The following is a 21,075-nucleotide window of genomic DNA, read 5'->3' as shown; positions in this document are numbered from 1 at the left end:
GATATTCACTTAGCCATGCTTATGTCATTTGTTTCGAATAAAAAAGCAAAATATAAAAAGATGACTCACTATGAAATAGGAGAACTTCGTTTACCTATAAAACCCTCTGCACGTAGAAAAACGATTGCCATAAAACAGCAAAAAGAGGGGTTGATTTTAGCGGTTCCGCAAGCCATGAGCGCATCGCGCTTAAATCAGGTTTTAAAGCAAAATCACAGCTGGCTTGAAAAGCGAATTGACGAATTAGTTGAAACTTTACCCGTTCAATTTACTGGATTGCATGGTGAATGTTTGAGTTTTTTAGGTCAAAACTACACCCTAGAGTGGTTAACACCTGATATTCAGAATGAACAAAAAAAACCGATTGAACTAGATGAAAATACACAAAAAATTAAGCTGAATTTGGGTTCAAACCTAAATTTGGGTTTGAACCTAACGGAACAACAGAAAAAGTCACAGGCCTGTAAGAATTTAGAGGCATTTTTTAAACAGCAAGCAGAGAGCTATTTAATCCCTCAAACGCAAATTTACGCTAAAGTGATGGGGTTAACGTATCAATCCGTTACCGTAAAAGGCTATAAATCACGTTGGGGGAGCTGTTATTCTGATGGGCGTATTCAGTTTAATTGGCGTTTAATGCAAGCCCCTCAATGGGTCGTGGATTACGTTATTGTGCATGAGCTAGCGCATTTAATTCACGCCAATCACTCTAAGGCCTTTTGGCAAGTGGTAGAGACCTCTTACCCGCAAACAAAGGCCGCTAAACAGGTTATAAAACAACATGGCCGTACTTGGATTCATTTTTTAGAGTAAGGTTTCAAAATAAACATTACCAAATTATGACCACAAAACCCGTTAGGAAAAACCAGATGAATAATAATCAATTAGACAGTAATGAAATAGACAATAATCAAGTTTCAGATCAAGAAATTAACTCAAATCAGCAAACTCTCGCGGTTAGTTATGGCGGTTTTTGGAAACGTTTAGGGGCTTATATTATTGATTGGTTAATTTTAGCGGTGATTAGCGTTTTACTAATGATTATGTTGGGTGTATATCTTGCCTATTTAGGCAAGAACCCTGATAACGAGGCGGCAATGATGGGGGTGAGTTTAATCGGTAATTTGGTGACTTTATTCATTGCTTGGTTTTATTATGCCGGCATGGAAAGCTCTTCTAAACAAGCGACTTATGGAAAGTCACTCTTAGGAATGAAAGTAACGGATTTGCATGGGGAACGAATTTCTTTTTTAAGAGCGAGTGTGCGCTACTTCAGTAAAATTCTTTCAGTTTTAATTCTTTTTATTGGTTTTATTATGATTGCCTTTACCTCAAAGAAGCAAGGTCTACACGATATGATTGCCAGTACCTTAGTGGTTAATAAATAAACACTGTTTTTCTTAGCGATTTTTACAGAGCAGTCTTGGAATGCTCTCACGACATTTAAAAAAACGGATAGATTTAAACCTAAAATGAGCTCTTCCTTTTATGGCAATTTCTAAAAATAATTCAATGAATTTTGAAAATGAACAAACGATTTTTATTACCGCCAATAGCCGTTTAACGGCGGTGATTAAAGAGCGTGCTATTTTATCATCTGGGCAAAAAGTTATTCAGACGCCCAATGTTATGACGCTGAATCAGTGGTGGCAACTTTGGCAAAACAATGCTTTATTAGCAGGGGAGTTGCCAGCTTCTGAATTGCCCAAAAAAGTGTTAACTTCTTTTGAAGCTCAGTGGTTAATGGAGCAGTGTTTACAAGAAGAACTCGATGAGCGATTAGACGACCATGAAAACTCGGAAAGTGAGTCTGAGTTTAAGGCTCAACAGATTGCCTTATTAAATATTCATACCACCGCTAAACAACTCTACCAGGCCTGGTCATTGAGTGCCGAATGGTTACCAAACAATTGGCATGAAGAGCATTTTCTTAACGAAGAAACACAACTTTTTAAAACCGTATTACAACGTTATTTGCAACGCCTTAAAAATAAGCATTGGCAAGATGAAGCCTTACAAACCCAACAACGTTTAACTTGGTTAAATAACCATAATGTGGGTAAAACTCAATTACCACAACGTTTCTTTTTACATGGTTTTGATGATTTATCACCCAATATTCAAGCGTGGAGATTAGCCGTAGAGAGTATGGGTTGCCACGTTGAGTTGGATAGTGAGGTTAGCCGTGAGACGATGGAGTTGCCAGACAACGGATTAAGCTGTTATGCCGCTCAAGATCTTTTTGATGAAGTTCAGCAGGTTGCCAATTGGGCAATAAACCAAGTGGCAAATCTGCTTAAGAAAAAAGACTTTAAAAACATTAATGTGGCGGTAGTAGCGCCTAATGTGGCCGATTACAAAACTGCATTAATCCAATGTTTAGATGAGCAGCTTTATTTAAACGGTTTACAGCAGTTGAATACTCAGGCGAATATTTCAAGTAACCAAACGAAACTGTATAACTTATCTTTAGGAGAACCCCTTTTTTCGGTACCGATTATTGAAAATGCTTGGCAAACCTTAAGTCTCTTCTTGCAACCGCATAAATCTACAACCTACCAGGCCTGGAGCCAATGGTTAATCTCTCCCTATACCCAAGGTGATTTTACTCAAAGACAACAGGCTGATGCCGAATTTAGACGTTTACAGTGGGCAAATGTGTTGTGGCCAAATCTACTCGACACTCAAGCGGCAAAAACTCTTCCACAATCATTAAAAAACAGCTTGCTTAAAGTTGTAGAAAGTTCCCAAACCAAAGGTTCAGTGACTTTAGTCGATTTTATTAACCAGGCCTGGTCGGTTTTAGAAACCTTAGGTTGGCCCGGAAACCGCACTTTACAATCGGTAGAATTTCAACAAAAAACCGCGTTTGAAAATGCGTTAGTCAATTTTTCTAAACTCGCGGATATTGGTGGAAAACAGTCCTATAGTAAATGGTTGAGCTTATTAAAACGTTATTTAAGTGAGTTAGTTCATCAGCCACAGAGTGTAGGTCATCAACCTATTCAAATTATGGGTATGCTTGAAGCTGGTGGACAAGAATTTGATGCGCTTTGGATAATGGGATTAACCAATGAGGCTTGGCCAAGAATGCCAAGTCCTAACCCATTTTTGCCGATGGCATTACAGCGCCAATTTCATCTACCCCGCAGTGATGCCAACCGTGAATTAAGTTATGCGCTGCAAATTAGTCAGCGTTTGTTGCTGTCTGCAAATCAAGTTATATGGAGTTATCCACAGCAAACAGGTGAAGCGACCTTATTACCCAGTTCCATTTTGCCTAGCCACCATCAAATGCCTCAATCGGTTGTAGCGTATCCAAAAACCAAATATCAAACCTTAGCGGAATGTTTTTATGATTTTCGAAATTCACAAGACGGATTGCTTTGGGAAGAGGATTGGCAGGGGGCAGAAATTCCACTAGGCCAGCAAGCCCCAGGAGGAACAGGGATTTTACAAGCCCAAAGTCAGTGCCCATTAATGGCGTATATTGATTATCGATTAGGAGCAAAATATGGTTTTCAGCAAGTAGAAGACAGTTTGCAAAATACCAATCAGGGGACTTTGATTCACCAGGTTTTAGAGCATTTTTGGTTAGAGGTTAAAACGCAAGTGGCCTTGCTAAGTTTATCTCAGGATGAGCGTGTAGATAAGCTAAATACACACATAGAAGAGGCGTTTGCAAGCTTACAAGCGAGTTTAGCAAAAGGTTTATTAGAGGTTGAACAAAAGCGTGTTTTAGAACTGTGTTTAGAGTGGTTAGAACTCGAAACGCAACGCAGTTCATTTAAAGTGGTTGAGCGTGAAAAAAGTCATGACATTACTTTAGCGGGAATTAAATTTAAGGTCATTATTGACCGTGTTGATGAGGTGGATGGTCAAAAAGTGATTTTGGACTACAAAACCGGTAAAGCCTCCATTAATAGTTTGTTTAAAACACCATTAGCCGCACCCCAATTAGCCGTGTATTTAGAAGCCATTAATGAAGATGTAAGCGGAATTGGTTATGCGCTATTACACTCTGATGAAGGGGTTAAGTTCAGTGCCGTGGTTGAGGAAGAAGCCGTTTTATATAAACAGCGTAGCATTAAGGTTTTTAGCAATATGGCTAATAAAGAGGGCGGCGATTATTATGAAACAACCTGGCATGAATTTTTAGACAGCCTGAAACAACAGGTGGTTGAGTTGGCTACCCAAATTCAACAAGGGCAAGCGCAGATGTCATTTGCATCATTAAACGATATTGAATATGCCGCAGGTCATTTAGCCTTAAGAGTGCCAGAAGTGTTGCAACAACGCAAAGATACAGAAAGCCTTATTTCTGAACAGGAAGGGGTGTAATCATGCCACGAACTACAGATCAAACTACAGAACAAGCTAAGCCGCATACTTTTCAGCAAGAGTCGCTTTTTGTTAATGAATCGCCAGATATGACCGCAAACCTTTATACGCAAAATTCGGTTGATATTGATTGGTTAAAAGAGAATTTTAACTTGCAGTTAGACAGTGAATTACCCGATGGATTAGCACGTTTTCAAGGTGTGCATCCTCACCACTCTTTTATTGTGCAAGCCCCGGCTGGTTCGGGTAAAACGTCGTTATTAGCGCAACGTTTTTTAGCCTTATTATCACAAGTAAATTCGCCCGAACAAATTGTGGCCATGACCTTTACCAAAAAAGCCGCAGCAGAAATGCGTGAGCGTATTGTTGAAGCCTTAATGATAGGTGAACAACCGCTCACTGAAGGCGCAACCTTAGTTGAGGCGAATACTTGGCAATTAGCACGTAAAGCACTATTGCGGGATAAAGAAAAGAGTTGGGCTTTATTAAAAAATCCTAACCGTTTACGCATCAAAACCATTGATGGTTTAAATAGCTATTTAGTCGGGCAAATGCCATTGCTCTCTAAAATGGGTGGACAGTCACAGCTATTGCAAGATGCGACTCCTGCTTATCAAGAAGCGGTGCGTCAAGTGCTGAAAATGCCACAGCTAGAAGAGCCGGTGGGTCGCCTTTTACGTTTGGTTAATGGTCGTTTTGGTCGAGCAGAATCGTTATTAATGAATATGCTCGCTAAACGCGATCAGTGGATGCGTACTTTAATTCAATATCAAGGAGACGCGGCACGAGAGGTTTTAGAAAACGCTTTGCAAGAGATTGTAAATAAAGTTTTAGCCGAACAATTGAGTGAACTTTATTACTTAAAACCTGCCTTTGAAGAAGCCTGTGCCATTGCTGATTTTGCTGTGCAACATAATCAGCCACAATTATCCGTTTTATGCGGTGCTTGGCCTATTGCAGAAGATACCAGCGAAACAGAAAAATGGCAGGTTTTAGCCGATTGGTTACTGACGGCGCAAAATGAAGTACGTAAAACCGTTAATAAAAATAATGGTTTTCCAGCGGGTAAAGGTGAGGCTAAAGAGCAGAAAGACCGGTTTATTGATGTATTGGAGCAAGTCAGAGTCGCTGCAGCTAATCACGCTAAGGTTCTACCAGGCCTGGTTATGTTAAAAAACCTACCCAAACCCGATTATTCTGATGAACAGTGGCAAGATTTACAATGGTTGATTCAACTATTAACGGTTAGTGCCGGCTTTTTAAAATTAGTTTTTCAACAAACTGGACAAGCCGATTACATTGAAATTGCTCAGGCCGCCAGCCAAGCATTAGGGTGTGAACTAGAACCAACTGATTTGGCTCAGCAACTAGATTATCAAATTCAACATCTTTTAGTTGATGAGTTTCAAGATACCAGTAGTGAGCAGTTTAAGTTACTTAAACAGTTAATTGCCGGTTGGCAAACGGATGATGGGCGCACCCTATTTTTGGTTGGTGACCCCATGCAATCCATTTACCGTTTTCGTGAAGCAGAAGTGGGTAATTTTTTAGAGGCCTGGAAAGGTCTGTTAGGTGAGGTGACTTTAAAACCGCTTAATTTAGAAGTTAACTTTCGTTCAACGGCCGGAGTGGTGAATTGGGTTAATGAAGCTTTTAGCCAAGTTTTACCCACCCAAGATGACAAAGAAACCGGAGCGGTCAGCTATAGCGATTCAATTGCGTTTTCTAATGATAATAATCAAGCTGTTAATACGCATTGGGCATTAAACCAGTCTCCCACAGAAGAAGCTCAACAAATTTTAGCGGTTATTCAAAAACGATTAACGCAATTTAAATCAGAGCAAAGTGATGCTGAAAAGAGAACTGATAGTGCTCCTAAGAAAATCAAAAAAATAGCCATTCTTGGACGAACCCGATCAAGTTTAATGGGGATTGCACAACTTTTAAAACAACAGCAAATTGGCTTTAGAGCGGTAGATTTAGAAAATTTAGCCGATCGCCAAGAAATTCAAGATGTACTTGCCTTAAGCCGTGCTTTATTGCATTTGGCAGACCGAGCCGCATGGATTGCTTTATTACGTTCTCCTTTGGTTGGTTTAAATTTAAGTGATATTTATGCCTTAATTGGTGAACAGCCTTTTAAAACCGCTTGGCACTCTATTGCTCAATGTAAAGTCGATAAAAGTGATAATTCTGAAGATGTTCAGTCTAAATCTCACCAGGCCTGGTGCTTTAATGAAATGGCCAATTTATCTCAAATAGGTCAGCAACGTTTAGCCGTTACTATTCCAATTATTGAGAATGCGTTAAAACGTTTGGGTAGTTTATCATTTGCCAATTTGGTGAGAGAAACTTGGTTGCAATTAGATGGCCCGCAAACCGTTGAAAATTCATTAGCGTTAGAAAACGTAGAGGTCTTTTGTCAAACACTCGCCAATAGTGAGAATGAGATTTTAGACATTAATCAGCTTGAAAAGCAGATGGAAACCCTATTTGCTCGCCCGGACAGTCATGCAGAAAGTCAGCAGATTGAATTAATGACCATGCATAAATCAAAAGGTTTGGAATTTGATACGGTTATCCTACCAGGCCTGGGTAGAAAGCCGAGAAGCGATGATGCCGAATTGGTTTCATGGTTTCAGTTTTTAGGAGAAAATGCTACCGAGCAATTAGTGATTGCACCACTGGATCGTAAAGGCCAAGCTAACTCAAATTTAAGAACCTTATTAAAAGGTTTTGAGGCTGAAAAACAGCGCTATGAATTGGGGCGTTTATTGTATGTAGCTGCCACACGAGCCAAGGTTGAGTTACACCTATTTGCTCAAATAAACTATAAGCCGAGCGAAAAGCAACTTGAAAAGGGAGACTATAAAATTACTCCAATTAAAGATAGTTTGCTTGAAAGTATGTGGCCTTTTGCACAAAAAGATTTTGAAAAGCTTGCTGTTGATTATGAACCTGAAGAAAATGGCGATGAAAACACCGAAATACCTTGGCCAAAAGTTTCTCGTTTGCCGATAGAACGCCAAGGTTTTTTTGGCTTTACGCCATCAAAATTGTTTGCAATAAGCAATATGGTAAGCGATAGGGTTAGTCATACGCAAAGTAGCACGGCTCAAGTTCAAGAATCTACTAAACCCAGTACACAAACCTCTGCAACGTCAATCAACAAGGTTGATAATTCACCAGGCCTGGTATTTAATCAACAAAATGCGTTATTAAATACTTCCGTGGGTAATTTAGTGCACGCCATTTTTGAGCAAATGGTTTTAGAAGGCATTGATACATGGAGTGAAGCGAAACTGAATGAACGTTTGCCTGTTTATCAATTATGGTTACTTCAGCAAGGTTTACCAGAAAGTGAATTACCAGAGGCGATTCGCCGAGTAAAACAATCGATAATGAACGGAATTAATCATGAAAAAGTTCGTTGGGCTTTACAAAATACCTTAACGGATTCTGCGGTGGAGTACCCGTTAACGTCGATTGAAGAGGGGGGTGTTGCCAATCATATTGTTGACCGCACTTTTGTTGATGATAACGACGTACGCTGGATTGTTGACTACAAAACCAGTGTAAGTGATGATAATAATATTGATGGTTTTATAGCCAAACAGGTAGAAAAATACCAACCGCAATTACAACGTTATGGTCAGCTATTTAATGCGTTAGAAAACCGTCCACAAAAGTGGGTACTTTATTTTAGTTACTTAGATATTTGGCATGAACTGAATTAACCAAGTTAGGAAATAGTGACTTCTTGATTTATCTAGTGGTGAATAAATATCAAAACAGAGAAAACAATGGAAAAAACCCAAGCACAAATTTTACGCCACCACGGTGGTGATGCAAAACACGCTCGAAAGATGATTACCGAAAGTTATCAACGTCGTCATGATGTTGATTTTTGGGAGTTTTGGAATGCACAAATGGGCTCATCTATAGCCAAGGGTGATGTGCTATTAGATTTAGGCGCAGGGATTGGCCAATTTGTAGAAGATTTAGCGTTACGTTATCCAGAAAATACCGTTATAGGCATGGATGCGGCTGAATACATGCTAACGGCACAAGTTAATTTACCTGAAAATGCGAGAATGCTTAAAGCAGATTTAAATGAACCGAATACGAATATTGAAGCAGGCAAAGTCGCTACGGTAATGGCAAACATGTTAGTACATGAATTGCCTCAGCCGGTGAATATGTTTAAGGCCGTTTATAAGTGGTTAAAACCCGGTGGACGTTTTTGTATTATTGATTTAGTGCGCCAGCCATTAGAAGAATATTTAACCCATAAATACCCCAATGCTGAACTTTGGAATAACGATATTTCACGTGCAGAAATTGAGGATGTGTTTGAACATTTTCTAGAACATAACCGCTATCATGCAGATGATATTATTTTTATGCTCAAATCAGTAGGGTTCAAAGTCATAGAAAACACTCCACAACGAAGCGGGCGGTTTGTTCGTATCGTGGTAGAAAAATGATATTTATCTGGCGGAGAAATTCAGGGTTAATTGATATAATTATATAGAGAGAGGACTTTGTTTGCTCGAGAGTATGTGAGAGTAAAAACAGTTAAAATTCACTTGATTTTTGTTGGAAAATTTGATAATAGTTAGCTATTCCCTGTATTTTCCACTGTAATCAGTAATATTTAATCTCATTTATTTTGTTATAAATTTTGAAGCCAAGTAGATTCAGAAATGATTTTTATTTTTAGCCCGTCTTCATCTCGATACTTAACAGCTTTTTCAATTTTACGACCATAAGAAGAATTAAACCAATCTCTACTTGCTATTGGACCTAAAACTAAATAATCAAGATTTTTAGTAATACCGCTGGAAACTAATCCACCAGCTTCAATAACTTTTTTAGAGCATTCAGCGCGTGTTCCAGATATTAATGCTCCTGTGAAACAAAAAGTTTTACCTTTAAAGTTAATAAAATCAATGTTATCTAAGGGTAAATTAGTAGTTTTTCCTGCCGCAGAACCATCTGAAGAGAAAGAACCTCCTATAGCATCATGCAGCATCATTAATATAGCTTCTTTTTCATTTCCTGATAAGAATCCATCAGCTAGTGCATCGTCAACAAGTCTTGCAACAGAACTTAAAGGCCAGTACTCTCTTGCAGATGAATGGGTATCTAAAAAGTTTTTTAAGAATATTACTTCTTTGTCCGAAAGCTGGTCATCGGCAGATAGTCCTGCAAATACACCTGTTGCTCGTTTGATTGATTGCTGTAAATCTTGTTCTAAGTAATTGTAGTCATCTCTATATTCTAAAAAATCAGAGAGTAGACAACTTATATCATCTTTTTCAGACTGAGTGAGAATGCCATCAGCTAATACGTCATTTATTGCATCTAATAGGTCTACGACGTCAGGATCATTTACTAAATAATCTTGATCTATTAACCATGCTTGTAAAAAAAATAACTCATCCTTTGTTAGATTTACATCACCCTGAATTCCAGAAACTATCCCCAGTAAATTTTCAAAAGCCTTTACTGCATTTCGCTTTGAATTGAATCCTTTTAGAATAGGTTGACCATGTTCATTTAGTTTTTTATCATTGTCCATAACCCAAGCCCTTTAATAAGTAATATTACCACTTTATCAAAAAAGATAATGATTGAAAAGTTTTAAGTTGAAAGCTCTTTTAAAAGACAAGATACATCTCTATTAAATAATTAAAAAAATGAAACTAAAAACACTAGGCCTGGTAAAAAGATTCTATTTCTTATTTAGAAATAACTAATTTTTTAAGTTTTTCTAAACAAATCAGCGTAAGCTTAATATCATAATGAGACCTTTGCACGAGATAGGTGCGAAAGAAAAATGAGAGAAAATTTGCCTGATTGCGGCGGGAAAAGCAGGGATAGCTAGCTATTCGCAATTTTTTCAACAAAAATCGGGTAAATTTTTACCCTCAAGGGGCACCTAGAACCATTTTTACTTGTGCATACTCTCGAGCAAAGGTCTCATAATCTATTGAATTTAGTTAACTTCTCTAGGAGGCTTTCTATGTCTAATCAACGTTCTGCTAATCAAGCTCAATACATCCGTTTTTTTAATGAAATCGCTATAGAAGATATTCCTTTAGTTGGCGGTAAAAATGCCTCTTTGGGTGAAATGTATCAAGAACTTACTCCGCAAGGAGTGCCTATACCTAATGGCTTTGCGATTACTGCTGAAGCTTATCGATGGGTGTTAACTGAGAATAACCTTTGGCCTCAAATTACTCATATTTTAGAGGGGTTAAATTTAGAAGACTCTCAAGATTTGCAAAAACGTGGCAGACAGTTAAGGGGTTTAGTTTATGAAGCAAAATTGCCTGATGATTTATACCAAGAGATGGTTTTGGCATATGAAAAACTGATAAATGATTACGGTGACAATGTTTCTTTGGCAATTAGAAGCTCGGCTACGGCAGAAGATTTGCCCACAGCAAGCTTTGCTGGACAACAAGATACTTACTTAAATATATCTGGTTTGGCATCTTATATAGATGCTTGTCGTCATTGTTTTGCCAGCTTGTTCACTGACCGAGCAATTCACTACCGAGTTGACCAAGGTTTTAATCACCTTGATGTTGCCTTATCCATTGGCGTACAAATTATGGTTCGTTCCGATTTAGCCTCTTCAGGGGTAATGTTTACCATTGATACGGAAACGGGATTTGAAGATGTTATTTTGATTACGGGAGCTTATGGACTGGGAGAAAATGTAGTACAGGGAGCGGTAGATCCTGATGAGTTTTATATACACAAAGGGACGTTTGAAAAAGGTTTTAGAAGTGTTTTTAAACGCCACTTAGGAGCTAAAAAAATCAAAATGGTGTATGCCAGTGATGGTAATCGTAGGGAGCCAGTACACAATATCGCTACAGGAATATCAGAGCGTAAAAAGTTTTGTATTAGCGACCTTGAAGCCCTTAAATTAGCGGAATACGCTCTTAAAATTGAAAAGCATTATAGTGACAATGCTAATCAACACCGTTCCATGGATATTGAGTGGGCTAAAGATGGAATTACCGGAGAGTTATTTATTGTACAAGCTCGTCCTGAAACGGTTGCTTCTCAGCTGTCTGCCATGGTATTAAAGCAATATCACCTTACCGAAAAACCTCCGGAAAGTTTAGTCATTGGGCGTTCTGTGGGGTCTAAAATTGCCTCTGGACGGGTACGAGTTATTGAGTCAATTGAGCATTTGAATGAGTTTAAAGCGGGGGAGGTTTTAGTTTCGGATATTACTACACCAGACTGGGAGCCTATTATGAAAATGGCCTCGGCTTTAGTGACTAATAGCGGTGGTCGAACTTGTCATGCTGCAATTATCTCAAGAGAATTAGGTATTCCAGCGGTAGTTGGTACGGGGAACGCGACAGAGGTTTTATCAAATGAGGCTTTAGTTACCGTGAGTTGTGCTGAAGGGGATGAGGGGCATGTTTATGCCGGACAAGTACCTTTTGAGATTACCGAAACGGATTTAACCGGGATTAAAAAACCAAAAACTAAAATTTTAATGAACTTAGCTAATCCAGAAATGGCATTTAGGGTAAATAAATTACCGAATGATGGATTAGGATTGGCTCGAATGGAATTTATTATTAATAATAAAATTCAAGTTCATCCGCAAGCATTATTACAACCAGAGCTGATTGAGAGTGAGGAAGAAAAGCTTCAAATTCAGAAATTAATTGAAAGTTATCGTAGTGGTAAAGATTTCTTTATTCGCAAGTTGTCAGAAGGGGTTGGAACGCTAGCGGCTGGTTTTTATCCGAAGCCTGTTGTTGTGCGCTTGTCTGATTTCAAGTCGAACGAATATGCGAGTTTAATTGGTGGTAAAGCTTTTGAGATGGAAGAAGCCAATCCAATGATTGGTTTTAGAGGTGCTGCTCGTTATAACGACGCTTCTTTTAAAGAAAGTTTTGCTATGGAGTGTGCGGCTTTAAAACATGTACGTGAAGTCATGGGCTTTGAAAATATTATTATCATGATTCCATTTTGCCGACGTCTGGAAGAGGCTAAGTGTGTCATTGACACGCTAGCGCATAATGGTTTGGTTAGAGGCGTGAATGGCTTAAAAATCTATATGATGTGCGAAATTCCCAATAACGTTTTGCTTATTGATGAGTTTTCTGAATTTTTTGATGGCTTCTCGATTGGTACCAATGATTTAACTCAACTGGTTTTAGGGGTGGATCGAGATTCTGAAAAAGTTGCTTACGATTATGATGAGCGTGACCCAGGTGTTATTAAAATGGTTAAAATGGCAATAGAAGGAGCAAAACGCAATGGCAAACATATTAGTTTGTGCGGTCAAGCGCCATCAGACTACCCAGAGTTTGCTGAGTTATTGGTAGAGTTAGAAATAGATGCAATGAGTTTAAACCCTGATTCGGTTTTAAGTACCTTGCCGACCGTATTAAAAGCAGAAAACCATTAAGCATAAAAGCAAACAACCAGGCCTGGTAAGGATTTAAATGCAAAGATTAGATGTAATCAGACAGTACAGCGATTGAGAAGCCTTTTTTAAATATTAAGCCTTTGCCTTAAATTTTGTCACTCAGGCTTCCCGTTACTTTTTGCTGTTCGGCAAAAAGTAACCAAAAAACGAACCCCGCTCCATAAATGGGCAAGTTCTAAGCTTGTGAACTGAAAACGCTGAACTCGCTACGCTCAAACAGCAGCGTTTTTTTACCGTTCACTACACTAAGAACCTTGCACAATTTATTACAAGGGGACTTAAGGCGTTTGCCCAAGCTTCAATATTAAGCATCTCAAAAGTGGAAAATAACTCAAACCTGATAATGATTTTTTATCAAGTTATGTTAGTAACTTAGCTGTTTTCCTGCCAGATTAATTCAATTTTTAACATTTTTAATTAAGATTAAAAGGTTTGAAAAGCATTCTCAATCCATTCTGGTGTTTTATCTTTTCCGGTAAAGGTAATAACATCAAATTGCATAGAAAAGTCTTGGTATTGAGGGTGTTTGAGTAGAAAATTTTGTGCGCATAAAATGATGCGTTGTTGTTTTTTTGCTGTGACGGTCTCGGCTGGATGGCCGTATGAGGTTTGTTTTCGGTATTTAACTTCAAAGAAAAAGAGTTGCTGATGTTTGACACCAATTAAGTCAATTTCACCGCCTTTACAGAGGTAGTTTTCAGCAATGATATTGATGTCTTTTTGGCTTAACCAAGCCTTTGCTTGTTGCTCTTTTTGGTGACCAATAGAGAACAGCTTGGTGAGTTTTACCATTTTGTAAGTCTTGTCATTTTATTGGGTTATTCTTGTTCTTCCAGTAATGTGCCGGTTTTATCGTATTTAGCCCAAACCAATTTTTGTTTGATTTCATTGCCATCTAATCTAAGGATGCCGGTTTTGGTATTGGTTAAACAATTGCCATTTTGTAATGCATCATTATGTGTACTTACCATAAAGCTATCCCAACCAAACGCTTCAAATTTTGAAGTTAAATCAACCGGGTTTAATGTGGCGGGATAGGTTAAAAAGCTAACACTCTTCAAATCAGGATTTTGTTTGATAGCTTGAAAATTTGCGGGGGTTAATTCGGTATCACCAAACACCGGAGTATCAAGTTCAAAGAAATCAAATTGTGGTCTAAACACGGCCATTCTAAAGGCGTTGTCAAAAATGACAATAGCATCTAAATCTTGGCGAGTTCTTGGAAAATAATCTAGCTTACGTCCAACTAACCAACGTAGATTATTTTGACGTTCTTTACTTAAGTTTTCATGGATAAGCTGACCTAATGCTTTTCTGAGCTTTGGTTTTTGATCAGGGTAAACGCTTAAAATAGCGCTATGCCCAGCGGCTATCCAAGAATCGTTTAATTCTTGGGCTTTACCTAAAGAGGAGTGGGCATCATTGCTTAAAATGCCAATACGTTCAAAACCCGCCGTTTCAAACTTTTTGACCATTTGTAGATTGGGTTGTGAAGATTTAAAACTAAACTGTGTAAACGCATGGCTATCAATACTGTTTAAAGCGAGCAGGTTATCATCATGAAAACTGGCAAGTATTTGTAATGCTTCTCTACGCAGGGGACCAATAATTCGGTCGGCACCATCTTGTTTTGCTTGAGTGTAAGTGGCTTCTAAGTTTGCTAATTCACTGGAATCGTAAAATTTGAGAGTGATAGTCTGGTTTGAAGCGTAAAAGGCTTTCATTATTCCGCTGCGAATTTGCTGGCTAATGACCTTATAGCGACCTTCCATTGGAAGCAGTACTGCGATTTGATGAATACTTTTGCTTTTTGGTTGTTCGGCTAATAACCTTGGTAGTAAGTGCTTGTGGTAAATAGCATCGGCTTCAAAGCTGTTTAGGTTCATTAGGCTTTGTTTGATTTGATATTTAGAGCCTTTAAAAGCATTTAGCAATGAAACCCAAGCTTGAGCCTCAGGGTAACTGCTATTTTCTAGTTCTGCAATATTTTGAGCAGACAGTGAATTGACGATTGACCAGGCCTGGTTCTCTAATTGATTTTGATAAGCTTCGTTTTGATTAGATTTATTCCACAATAAGGTACTGTAATAAAGGTAGTCTGACCAATTTCCTTTAGTGGTTGCATTCGCTTGTAATAATTTAAGTTCATTAATACTTAATGCTTCGGGCGTTTGATTTAAACGGTCATCTGAGTGTTTGGTGTCTGGTTTTGAAGACGCGACTACATCAGGCTTAGCTGGTTTTATCGAGTTATTAGTACAGGCACTTAGACCTAAAAGTAGTATGCTGATTACTGCAAACTTAAAGGATGACTTGGATATGAGTCGAGCGTGTTTTGGGGTATAAAAAGCAGAGGTCTTATTCATTTTGTTTTAAAATAGCTTATCGTTGTTAAAAGACATCTAGGAATTATAGCCTAAACTTTCTTTAGATTGAGTATTCTTGCTTAGCAAACGCTAATTGAGTTCTAAATTCAATTAAGGGAGTTTCTTAAAAGTGTTGTTAACCCTATAAATAAACGTATAACTAAAAATCTATATTGTATCTCGATATTGAATCTCTATTAATCAAATTTAAAGGTCTCTATGTCATTTCACAGTCAAGTAGCATCAACCGGTACCTTGTATGTGGTTGCCACCCCAATTGGTAACCTTGCGGATATTACACGAAGGGCGGTTGAGACCTTAGAGAAGGTGGATTGGGTTGCCGCCGAAGATACTCGTCATAGTAAGCCTTTATTGCAAGCGTTAGGTATTAACCAAACTCTGATTAGTTTACATGAGCATAATGAGCTTCAACGGAGTGAGCAGTTATTAGCGAAATTAAAAAATGGCGAAAATGGCGCTTTAATTTCAGATGCAGGAACACCATTGATTAATGATCCTGGTTATTACTTGGTAAAACTATTACGTGATGAAGGTGTTGATGTTGTGCCTTTGCCGGGGCCAAGTGCAGTGATTACCGCTTTAAGTGCGGCGGGTTTGCCAACTGACCGCTTTACTTACGAAGGCTTTTTACCCGCCAGAGCAAGTAAACGTTTAGCCTGTTTAGAAAATCTGGCGGCTGAAGTACGTACTTTAGTATTTTATGAATCTCCGCATAGAATGATGGATTGTTTGCAATCTATGTTAACGGCCTTTGGAAATGAACGAGAGATTGTTGTTGCACGTGAATTAACTAAAAAGTTTGAGCAATTTATTTCCGGCAGTTTAAAAGAAGTTTATGGTTATTTTGAAGATAATTCGGATAAGGTGAGGGGCGAATTTGTTTTAATGCTTAAAGGTGCGCCAGAACAACCACACAGTGGTGAAGCGGCATCAATTGAACAAGATAAAATGATTCAGGTGATGTTAAAGCAGGCTTTGCCAGTCAAACAAATATCAGAAATTATTGCAGAATTAACTGGCCAAAAGAAAAAACCGATTTATCAAAGAGTCTTAGAGCTTAAACAAGAGTAAGAGTTAATCCTCCAGTTTCAATCGTATTTTATTCATGACGATGCATAGAATGCTTTTCACTATTTACGGTTAGATAGTCTTTTCCAAGAACTTTGTATACCGTTTTAAGTAAATTTGTTGGGGTAAATGGTTTTTTAATCCACTCTTTTACACCTAAATCTTTAGCGTTTTATTTACAAGTTTCACCATCTTCAGCACTCAACATTACGCATGGAGTATCTACGTTTTTCCCTTGATATTTGATGGCTTTGACCAGTTCCTGTCCATTATGACCGTCTCCGCGTCATTACAGGTAATTCCATCACTTTCTAAGGTTAGCTTAAGTAAAGCTCTAATCACTTTAGCATCATCTAAAATTAGGATTTTAGTCATAGGTTTACGACCATTTTTATTCAAACTAGGCTCAGTATAAATTGAATGAAAAAATAGCAAAGGGCTCTTTTTATAACTGGCCAGAAGCTTTTAAGGCTTTGATTACATAAATATCATAACGTGTGTTTGGGCTGCTGATTTGAGATGTTGGTTTAATTTTGTTTAGAGGGCAAAAAACAGGGTCAGCGCCTTTAGGCCGTTTTACGACAACTCGAAATTTTGCGGTTTTAAGGGCGGCTTCTAGTAGATTTTCACTATCTGTATCGGGTCCAACAAGTTGTTGTAAGGCCTGCATCTCTTTTTTTGCAGCGGCCTTTTTCTTTTTTTCAGGATACATGGGATCCATGTAAATCGTATCTACAACTGGTTGATTCTTAAGAAGGTAAGTGGTGCTGTCTGCATTAATTAACGATAAATTTTCAATGCTTTGCTGTAGTTCGGGATCGAGTTCAGGCTTAATGGATTGTGCACGTTCTAAAGCATCGTTAATTAAGGCAGCGACAACTGGTGAACGTTCTACCATACAAACTTTAAAGCCTAAGCTGGCGAGTACATAGCTGTCACCACCCATACCTGCTGTAGCGTCTAAAATACTGGGTAGTTCATGTTCTAATTGCCCCATAGCTCTAACTAAGGGTTGACCTTTACCTCCGCCAAATTGTCGGCGATGGGCTTTTTTGCCGGCTAAAAAATCGACAAAGACAGGGCCTTGAGAATCGGAGCATATGGCCAGTTTTAAGAGAGGGTCTTTTTTTTCACTTACCCAATCTAGCCATTGCAAGTTAGGGAGATATTCACAAATTGTAATACCTTGTTTAAGGCTTAATGCTGAAGCTTTGTTTGGATAGGTATTGGCAATACAAATTGTATTGTTTGGGGCTTTAGGGGGATTCATAGTCTGTTAGTGGGCAAAGTCTTTGACGCTAATAATAATGGTAAATCCGAGTGCCGCATTAATAAAACCATAGAGTGAAATGCTCCAATAAAGCCACCAGTATTGTTGTTGAGTTTTTAGGTAGTAGAAGTAGGGTATTAATAAAATTAAACCATTTAATACAGCCACCGCAATGACGCTTATTGGGTTTTGAACGTTAAATATATCCCAAAGCAAGGTACTAGGTACAGCGCCAATAAAAAAACTATATTGCCACCACTCTATTTTTTCTAAGGGTAATAGAACAGCAAATGCTAAGGTCCATATAAAGCTATAAAAAAGCGTTTTGTACAATGGAGCAGTCAATTTTGATTTGGGGCTTGCTGTTTCTTGAGAGGGGTTGGGCTTATTCATCGCAATACTATCTTAATAAAGTTTGGATGTTATCTTAAACTAATCAAATTAAGAAGGGGAGTGTAAATGTTTCTGGGTGACATATAATAGAAAGGTTTATACGAAAGAAAAATTAGACATAACATTTAAGTAGAGACTATTTTGGATATTTCATTGAAAAACGCATTGAATCACTTTGGTAAAATAAGCCTTAAAAAAATAACCCTAACATTGCTATCGTTAGGGGCTTTTTTATTTGCGCCTGTAAGCTTTTCGCAAACTGTTAATAAGGCCAATATTTTAGAAGGGCCTAATTGGCAATATTTTGCAAAATTAGAGCAAGCTGGTTTTTTAATGTTAGATGGGAATAGACAAGCCTTAGAATCTAAAAATGCAGAGTCATTTTACGTGCCAGCCTCAACGACTAAATTAATTACCGCTTTTTTAGCGTTACAGCATTGGGGTGAAAACTATCGGTTTAAAACAGAGTTTTATTTAAAAAATGTTAAAGATGATTCGGCAACGCTTGTTGTGAAAGGGTATGGCGATCCTTTTTTAGTGTCAGAAGAACTTCAGTTGGTTGCTAAAAAGCTGAAAGAAAAGTTACATACAAATGGTGTTAAGCAAATTAATGGTATTGAACTAGATAGCAGTTTTTACCAACCAGGCCTGGTTATGCCGGGTACGAGTAAAAGTGATAATCCTTATGATGCAATTCCAGGAGCCATAGCGGCAAATTTTAATAGTATTTATATTGTTAAGAGAGGGAAGCTGCTACTTTCTGCAGAGCCTCAAACACCTATGACAAAGTCTGGTTTAGTGGTTGCCCATAAAATTAAAACATACAAAACTAAATCCTCTGGAAAATATAGCAGGGTAAACCTGGGAACAGACTTTGAACTTAATCAACGCTATTTTGCTGAACTGCTGAGTGCGTTTTTGCAGCAAAATGGAGTTGAAGTGTTAAAGAAGGTGTCTGTGAATGTTCTACTAAAACCCAATGAAAAAAATATTACGCCTTTATATACGCATTTTAATAGTCGAACTTTGGCGGAAGTGATTAAGCCAATGATGAAGTACTCTACTAACTTTATTGCGAATCAACTGGCTTTGAATTTAAGTGTGGATATTCTTGGGGGTGAGGCAAGTCAGCAAAAAGTGGCAAAGGTCTATCGGCAGCAGTTAACTCAATATTTTGGTTGGCAAGATTTTTATATAGAAGATGGCGCAGGGCTTTCGCGAAATAATCGTTTAAGGCCTTCTCAGTTGATTGATGTTTTACAAGCGTTTAGACCATGGGCAAAGCTTTTACCAGAAATTGAACCCAGTGTTATTGCTAAGTCTGGTTCTTTAATAGGGGTGAGTACACTTGCAGGGTATATCAAAAAACAGGATGCGCTGATGCCGTTTGCCATGATGATTAACCAAAGGGTGCCGTATCATTTTAGAAATAAGTTAGCAAAAGAGTTAGCCCAGGCTTATTAGACTCGATTGTCAGATTAACTTATAAGATTAATTTATTAGAGGTAATTTGTTATGGCTAGAGAATTAAATCACCAGGCCTGGTTATTTAGGACATTCCATCTATTTTTGGGTATATGTCTTTTATGATTGATTTAACAAATCTTTTAACCGCGAAGACACGAAAGCACGAAGATTTCTAATATCTAATACCAACTTGAATTTAACGAATAACCAAACTGAACATAATAAATTAATCGCTTTTAAACTATACAAAAGCAGAGCTTATAGGCATAGTTTAAGATTGTTAGGTTATGTTTTTCCAATCACTTTTATTTATTTTTTAATCTTCGTGCCTTTGTGTCTTCGTGGTTAATTTTGACAAAACTGAATTAGCAATCAAAATATGGAGACCTCTTTTTATTCTTGGAATTTCTCTTCTTGTGAAATGTTAAATCCATTATTCGCCTTTTAGTGAGGTTTACTGTACTATACGCCATCTAAAAAGTGGGTCGGACAACCGCGGAAGGTTTACCTTCGGAGGAAAGTCCGGGCACCATAGAGCAGGATTCCAGCTAACGGCTGGGCAGTGAAAGCTGATGGATAGTGCAGCAGAAAATATACCGCCGATGGCTCTTAGGAGAACAGGTAAGGTTGAAATGGTGCGGTAAGAGCGCACCGCGCTTTTGGTAACAAAAGTGGCAGTGAAAACCCAATCCGGTGCAAGACCAAATAGGAAAACACCGTATCAAGCTTGCTTGGTACAACCTGCTGCTCGCAGGAGTTTTCGGGTAGGTTGCTTGAGGCTAGCAGTGATGTTTAGTCCAGATGAATGGTTGTCGCTCGCAAGAGTACAGAACCCGGCTTATAGACCCGCTTTTTCTTTTCCCTTTAATGTTTCTAAAACAATCTCAATTTCTCTTTTTCTTTATTTAAATTTATTTAATCCCAAACGATATTAACAATACGGTTTATATCTTACCAAGAAGAAGTCATATTTTATATTTGGGTTAATTATTCTTGCATAGTTAGTGTATTATAATCGTATAACTTTTATGTAGTTTTATTGGGGTGTACTTTGAAAAAAATGATTAATTGTGTTGATGGTGAAACGCTTGATGAAGAGGGCGTGTCTCGTGTTATTGAAATGGCTTGGGAAGATAGAACTCCATTTGAAGCCATAGAACTCAATTATGGTTTGTCTGAATCGCAGGTGATTAAATTAATGCGCTCAGAGCTAAAACCTAAAAGTTTTAAAGTATGGCGAGAGCGAGTCACTGGCCGTAAAACTAAGCATGGGGCTTTCCGTTCTTCTGAAGTCACTAGAGGTTATTGTCCTACTCAATATAAACACCGTAGTCATTGATGTCATTATTTTTAGGACTGTAAGGTTTTTAATGACAAAATTTGTAATTAATACATTTGGTTATAAATTTTATTTGCTACACATAACAATGCTTTTATCTTTTACTTTAAATAGATAACCAGGCCTGGTTATCTATTAGAGACCTTTGCACAAGAGTATGTACGAGTAAAAATGGTTCTAGGTGCCCCTTGAGGGTAAAAATTCACCCGATTTTTGTTGTACCTAAAGGGCACTTCCGTTGGGCGACAACTTGCGAATAGTTAGCTATTCCTTACGTTTTCCGCCGCAAACGAAGAACTCGACGCCCGAAGGGGTAAGTCGAGAATCAGGCAAATTT

15 protein-coding genes and 1 other RNA gene are annotated in these 21,075 nt (G+C 38.1%); 10 read left to right on the top strand and 6 right to left on the bottom strand.

Going from position 1 to position 21,075, the window contains the following annotated elements; all coding sequences use genetic code 11:
• Positions 1-15: 15 nt before the first annotated feature.
• From BS34_RS12625 to BS34_RS0108165, 5 genes are all read left to right on the top strand, one after another.
• On the top strand, positions 16-813 hold the full coding sequence (locus tag BS34_RS12625; protein WP_051640755.1) for a M48 family metallopeptidase: 798 nt from the start codon (positions 16-18) through the stop codon (positions 811-813).
• Between the two features lie 56 nt (positions 814-869).
• A complete protein-coding gene (locus BS34_RS0108180; protein WP_084151598.1) occupies positions 870-1,388 on the top strand; it encodes an RDD family protein in 519 nt (172 codons plus the stop codon).
• 100 nt (positions 1,389-1,488) lie between these two features.
• Complete coding sequence (locus BS34_RS0108175) at positions 1,489-4,341, top strand: PD-(D/E)XK nuclease family protein (protein WP_029408041.1); 2,853 nt, start codon at positions 1,489-1,491, stop codon at positions 4,339-4,341.
• Positions 4,342-4,343: 2 nt separating this feature from the next.
• Positions 4,344-8,078, top strand: a complete 3,735-nt coding sequence (locus BS34_RS0108170; RefSeq protein ID WP_029408040.1) for a UvrD-helicase domain-containing protein — start codon at positions 4,344-4,346, stop codon at positions 8,076-8,078.
• 66 nt (positions 8,079-8,144) lie between these two features.
• Positions 8,145-8,828 (top strand): class I SAM-dependent methyltransferase, encoded by a 684-nt coding sequence (locus BS34_RS0108165; protein WP_029408039.1) that lies wholly within the window; start codon positions 8,145-8,147, stop codon positions 8,826-8,828.
• A gap of 188 nt (positions 8,829-9,016) precedes the next feature.
• Here BS34_RS0108165 and BS34_RS0108160 read toward each other — a convergent pair whose 3' ends face one another.
• On the bottom strand, positions 9,017-9,925 hold the full coding sequence (locus BS34_RS0108160) for a BRCT domain-containing protein (RefSeq protein WP_029408038.1): 909 nt from the start codon (positions 9,923-9,925) through the stop codon (positions 9,017-9,019).
• Positions 9,926-10,369: 444 nt separating this feature from the next.
• On the opposite strand from BS34_RS0108160, the gene ppsA reads away from it, so the two are divergent.
• Entirely contained in the window at positions 10,370-12,793 is a 2,424-nt protein-coding gene (gene ppsA / locus BS34_RS0108155) for a phosphoenolpyruvate synthase (RefSeq protein WP_029408037.1), read from the top strand.
• A gap of 444 nt (positions 12,794-13,237) precedes the next feature.
• Here ppsA and BS34_RS0108150 read toward each other — a convergent pair whose 3' ends face one another.
• Together BS34_RS0108150 and BS34_RS0108145 are read right to left on the bottom strand one after the other, a co-directional pair.
• The gene (locus tag BS34_RS0108150) at positions 13,238-13,606 is read right to left on the bottom strand and encodes a YraN family protein (RefSeq protein WP_029408036.1); all 369 of its coding nucleotides are present in this window, start codon (positions 13,604-13,606) and stop codon (positions 13,238-13,240) included.
• A 26-nt stretch (positions 13,607-13,632) separates the two neighbouring features.
• Positions 13,633-15,180 carry a penicillin-binding protein activator gene (locus tag BS34_RS0108145; protein ID WP_029408035.1) on the bottom strand — a complete coding sequence of 516 codons (1,548 nt, stop codon included), beginning with the start codon at positions 15,178-15,180 and terminating at the stop codon, positions 13,633-13,635.
• Positions 15,181-15,399: 219 nt separating this feature from the next.
• Between BS34_RS0108145 and rsmI the strand changes: the two genes are divergently transcribed.
• Complete coding sequence (gene rsmI, locus BS34_RS0108140) at positions 15,400-16,272, top strand: 16S rRNA (cytidine(1402)-2'-O)-methyltransferase (protein WP_029408034.1); 873 nt, start codon at positions 15,400-15,402, stop codon at positions 16,270-16,272.
• A 219-nt stretch (positions 16,273-16,491) separates the two neighbouring features.
• Here the strand turns inward: rsmI and BS34_RS0108135 are convergent, their stop codons facing one another.
• The 3 genes from BS34_RS0108135 to BS34_RS0108125 all read right to left on the bottom strand — a co-directional run bounded on the left by BS34_RS0108135 (position 16,492) and on the right by BS34_RS0108125 (position 17,932).
• Complete coding sequence (locus BS34_RS0108135) at positions 16,492-16,644, bottom strand: hypothetical protein (RefSeq protein WP_158660993.1); 153 nt, start codon at positions 16,642-16,644, stop codon at positions 16,492-16,494.
• Positions 16,645-16,714: 70 nt separating this feature from the next.
• On the bottom strand, positions 16,715-17,539 hold the full coding sequence (locus BS34_RS0108130; protein ID WP_051640754.1) for a class I SAM-dependent methyltransferase: 825 nt from the start codon (positions 17,537-17,539) through the stop codon (positions 16,715-16,717).
• A gap of 6 nt (positions 17,540-17,545) precedes the next feature.
• A complete protein-coding gene (locus BS34_RS0108125) occupies positions 17,546-17,932 on the bottom strand; it encodes a hypothetical protein (protein ID WP_029408031.1) in 387 nt (128 codons plus the stop codon).
• A 153-nt stretch (positions 17,933-18,085) separates the two neighbouring features.
• Here BS34_RS0108125 and BS34_RS0108120 point away from each other — a divergent pair, with 153 nt between their 5' ends.
• The 3 genes from BS34_RS0108120 (at position 18,086) to BS34_RS0108115 (ending at position 20,738) form a co-directional block, all read left to right on the top strand.
• On the top strand, positions 18,086-19,396 hold the full coding sequence (locus BS34_RS0108120) for a D-alanyl-D-alanine carboxypeptidase/D-alanyl-D-alanine-endopeptidase (RefSeq protein ID WP_051640753.1): 1,311 nt from the start codon (positions 18,086-18,088) through the stop codon (positions 19,394-19,396).
• Positions 19,397-19,876: 480 nt separating this feature from the next.
• Positions 19,877-20,256, top strand: an RNA gene (gene rnpB, locus BS34_RS12695) — RNase P RNA component class A.
• Between the two features lie 203 nt (positions 20,257-20,459).
• The gene (locus BS34_RS0108115; RefSeq protein ID WP_029408029.1) at positions 20,460-20,738 is read left to right on the top strand and encodes a TIGR03643 family protein; all 279 of its coding nucleotides are present in this window, start codon (positions 20,460-20,462) and stop codon (positions 20,736-20,738) included.
• Positions 20,739-21,075 lie beyond the last annotated feature (337 nt).

The organism is Thiomicrorhabdus sp. Milos-T2 (genome assembly GCF_000702325.1).
Lineage (GTDB): Bacteria > Pseudomonadota > Gammaproteobacteria > Thiomicrospirales > Thiomicrospiraceae > Thiomicrorhabdus.
Note: the sequence above shows the minus strand (reverse complement) of the source record. Positions and strands in the feature narration are given on the sequence as shown.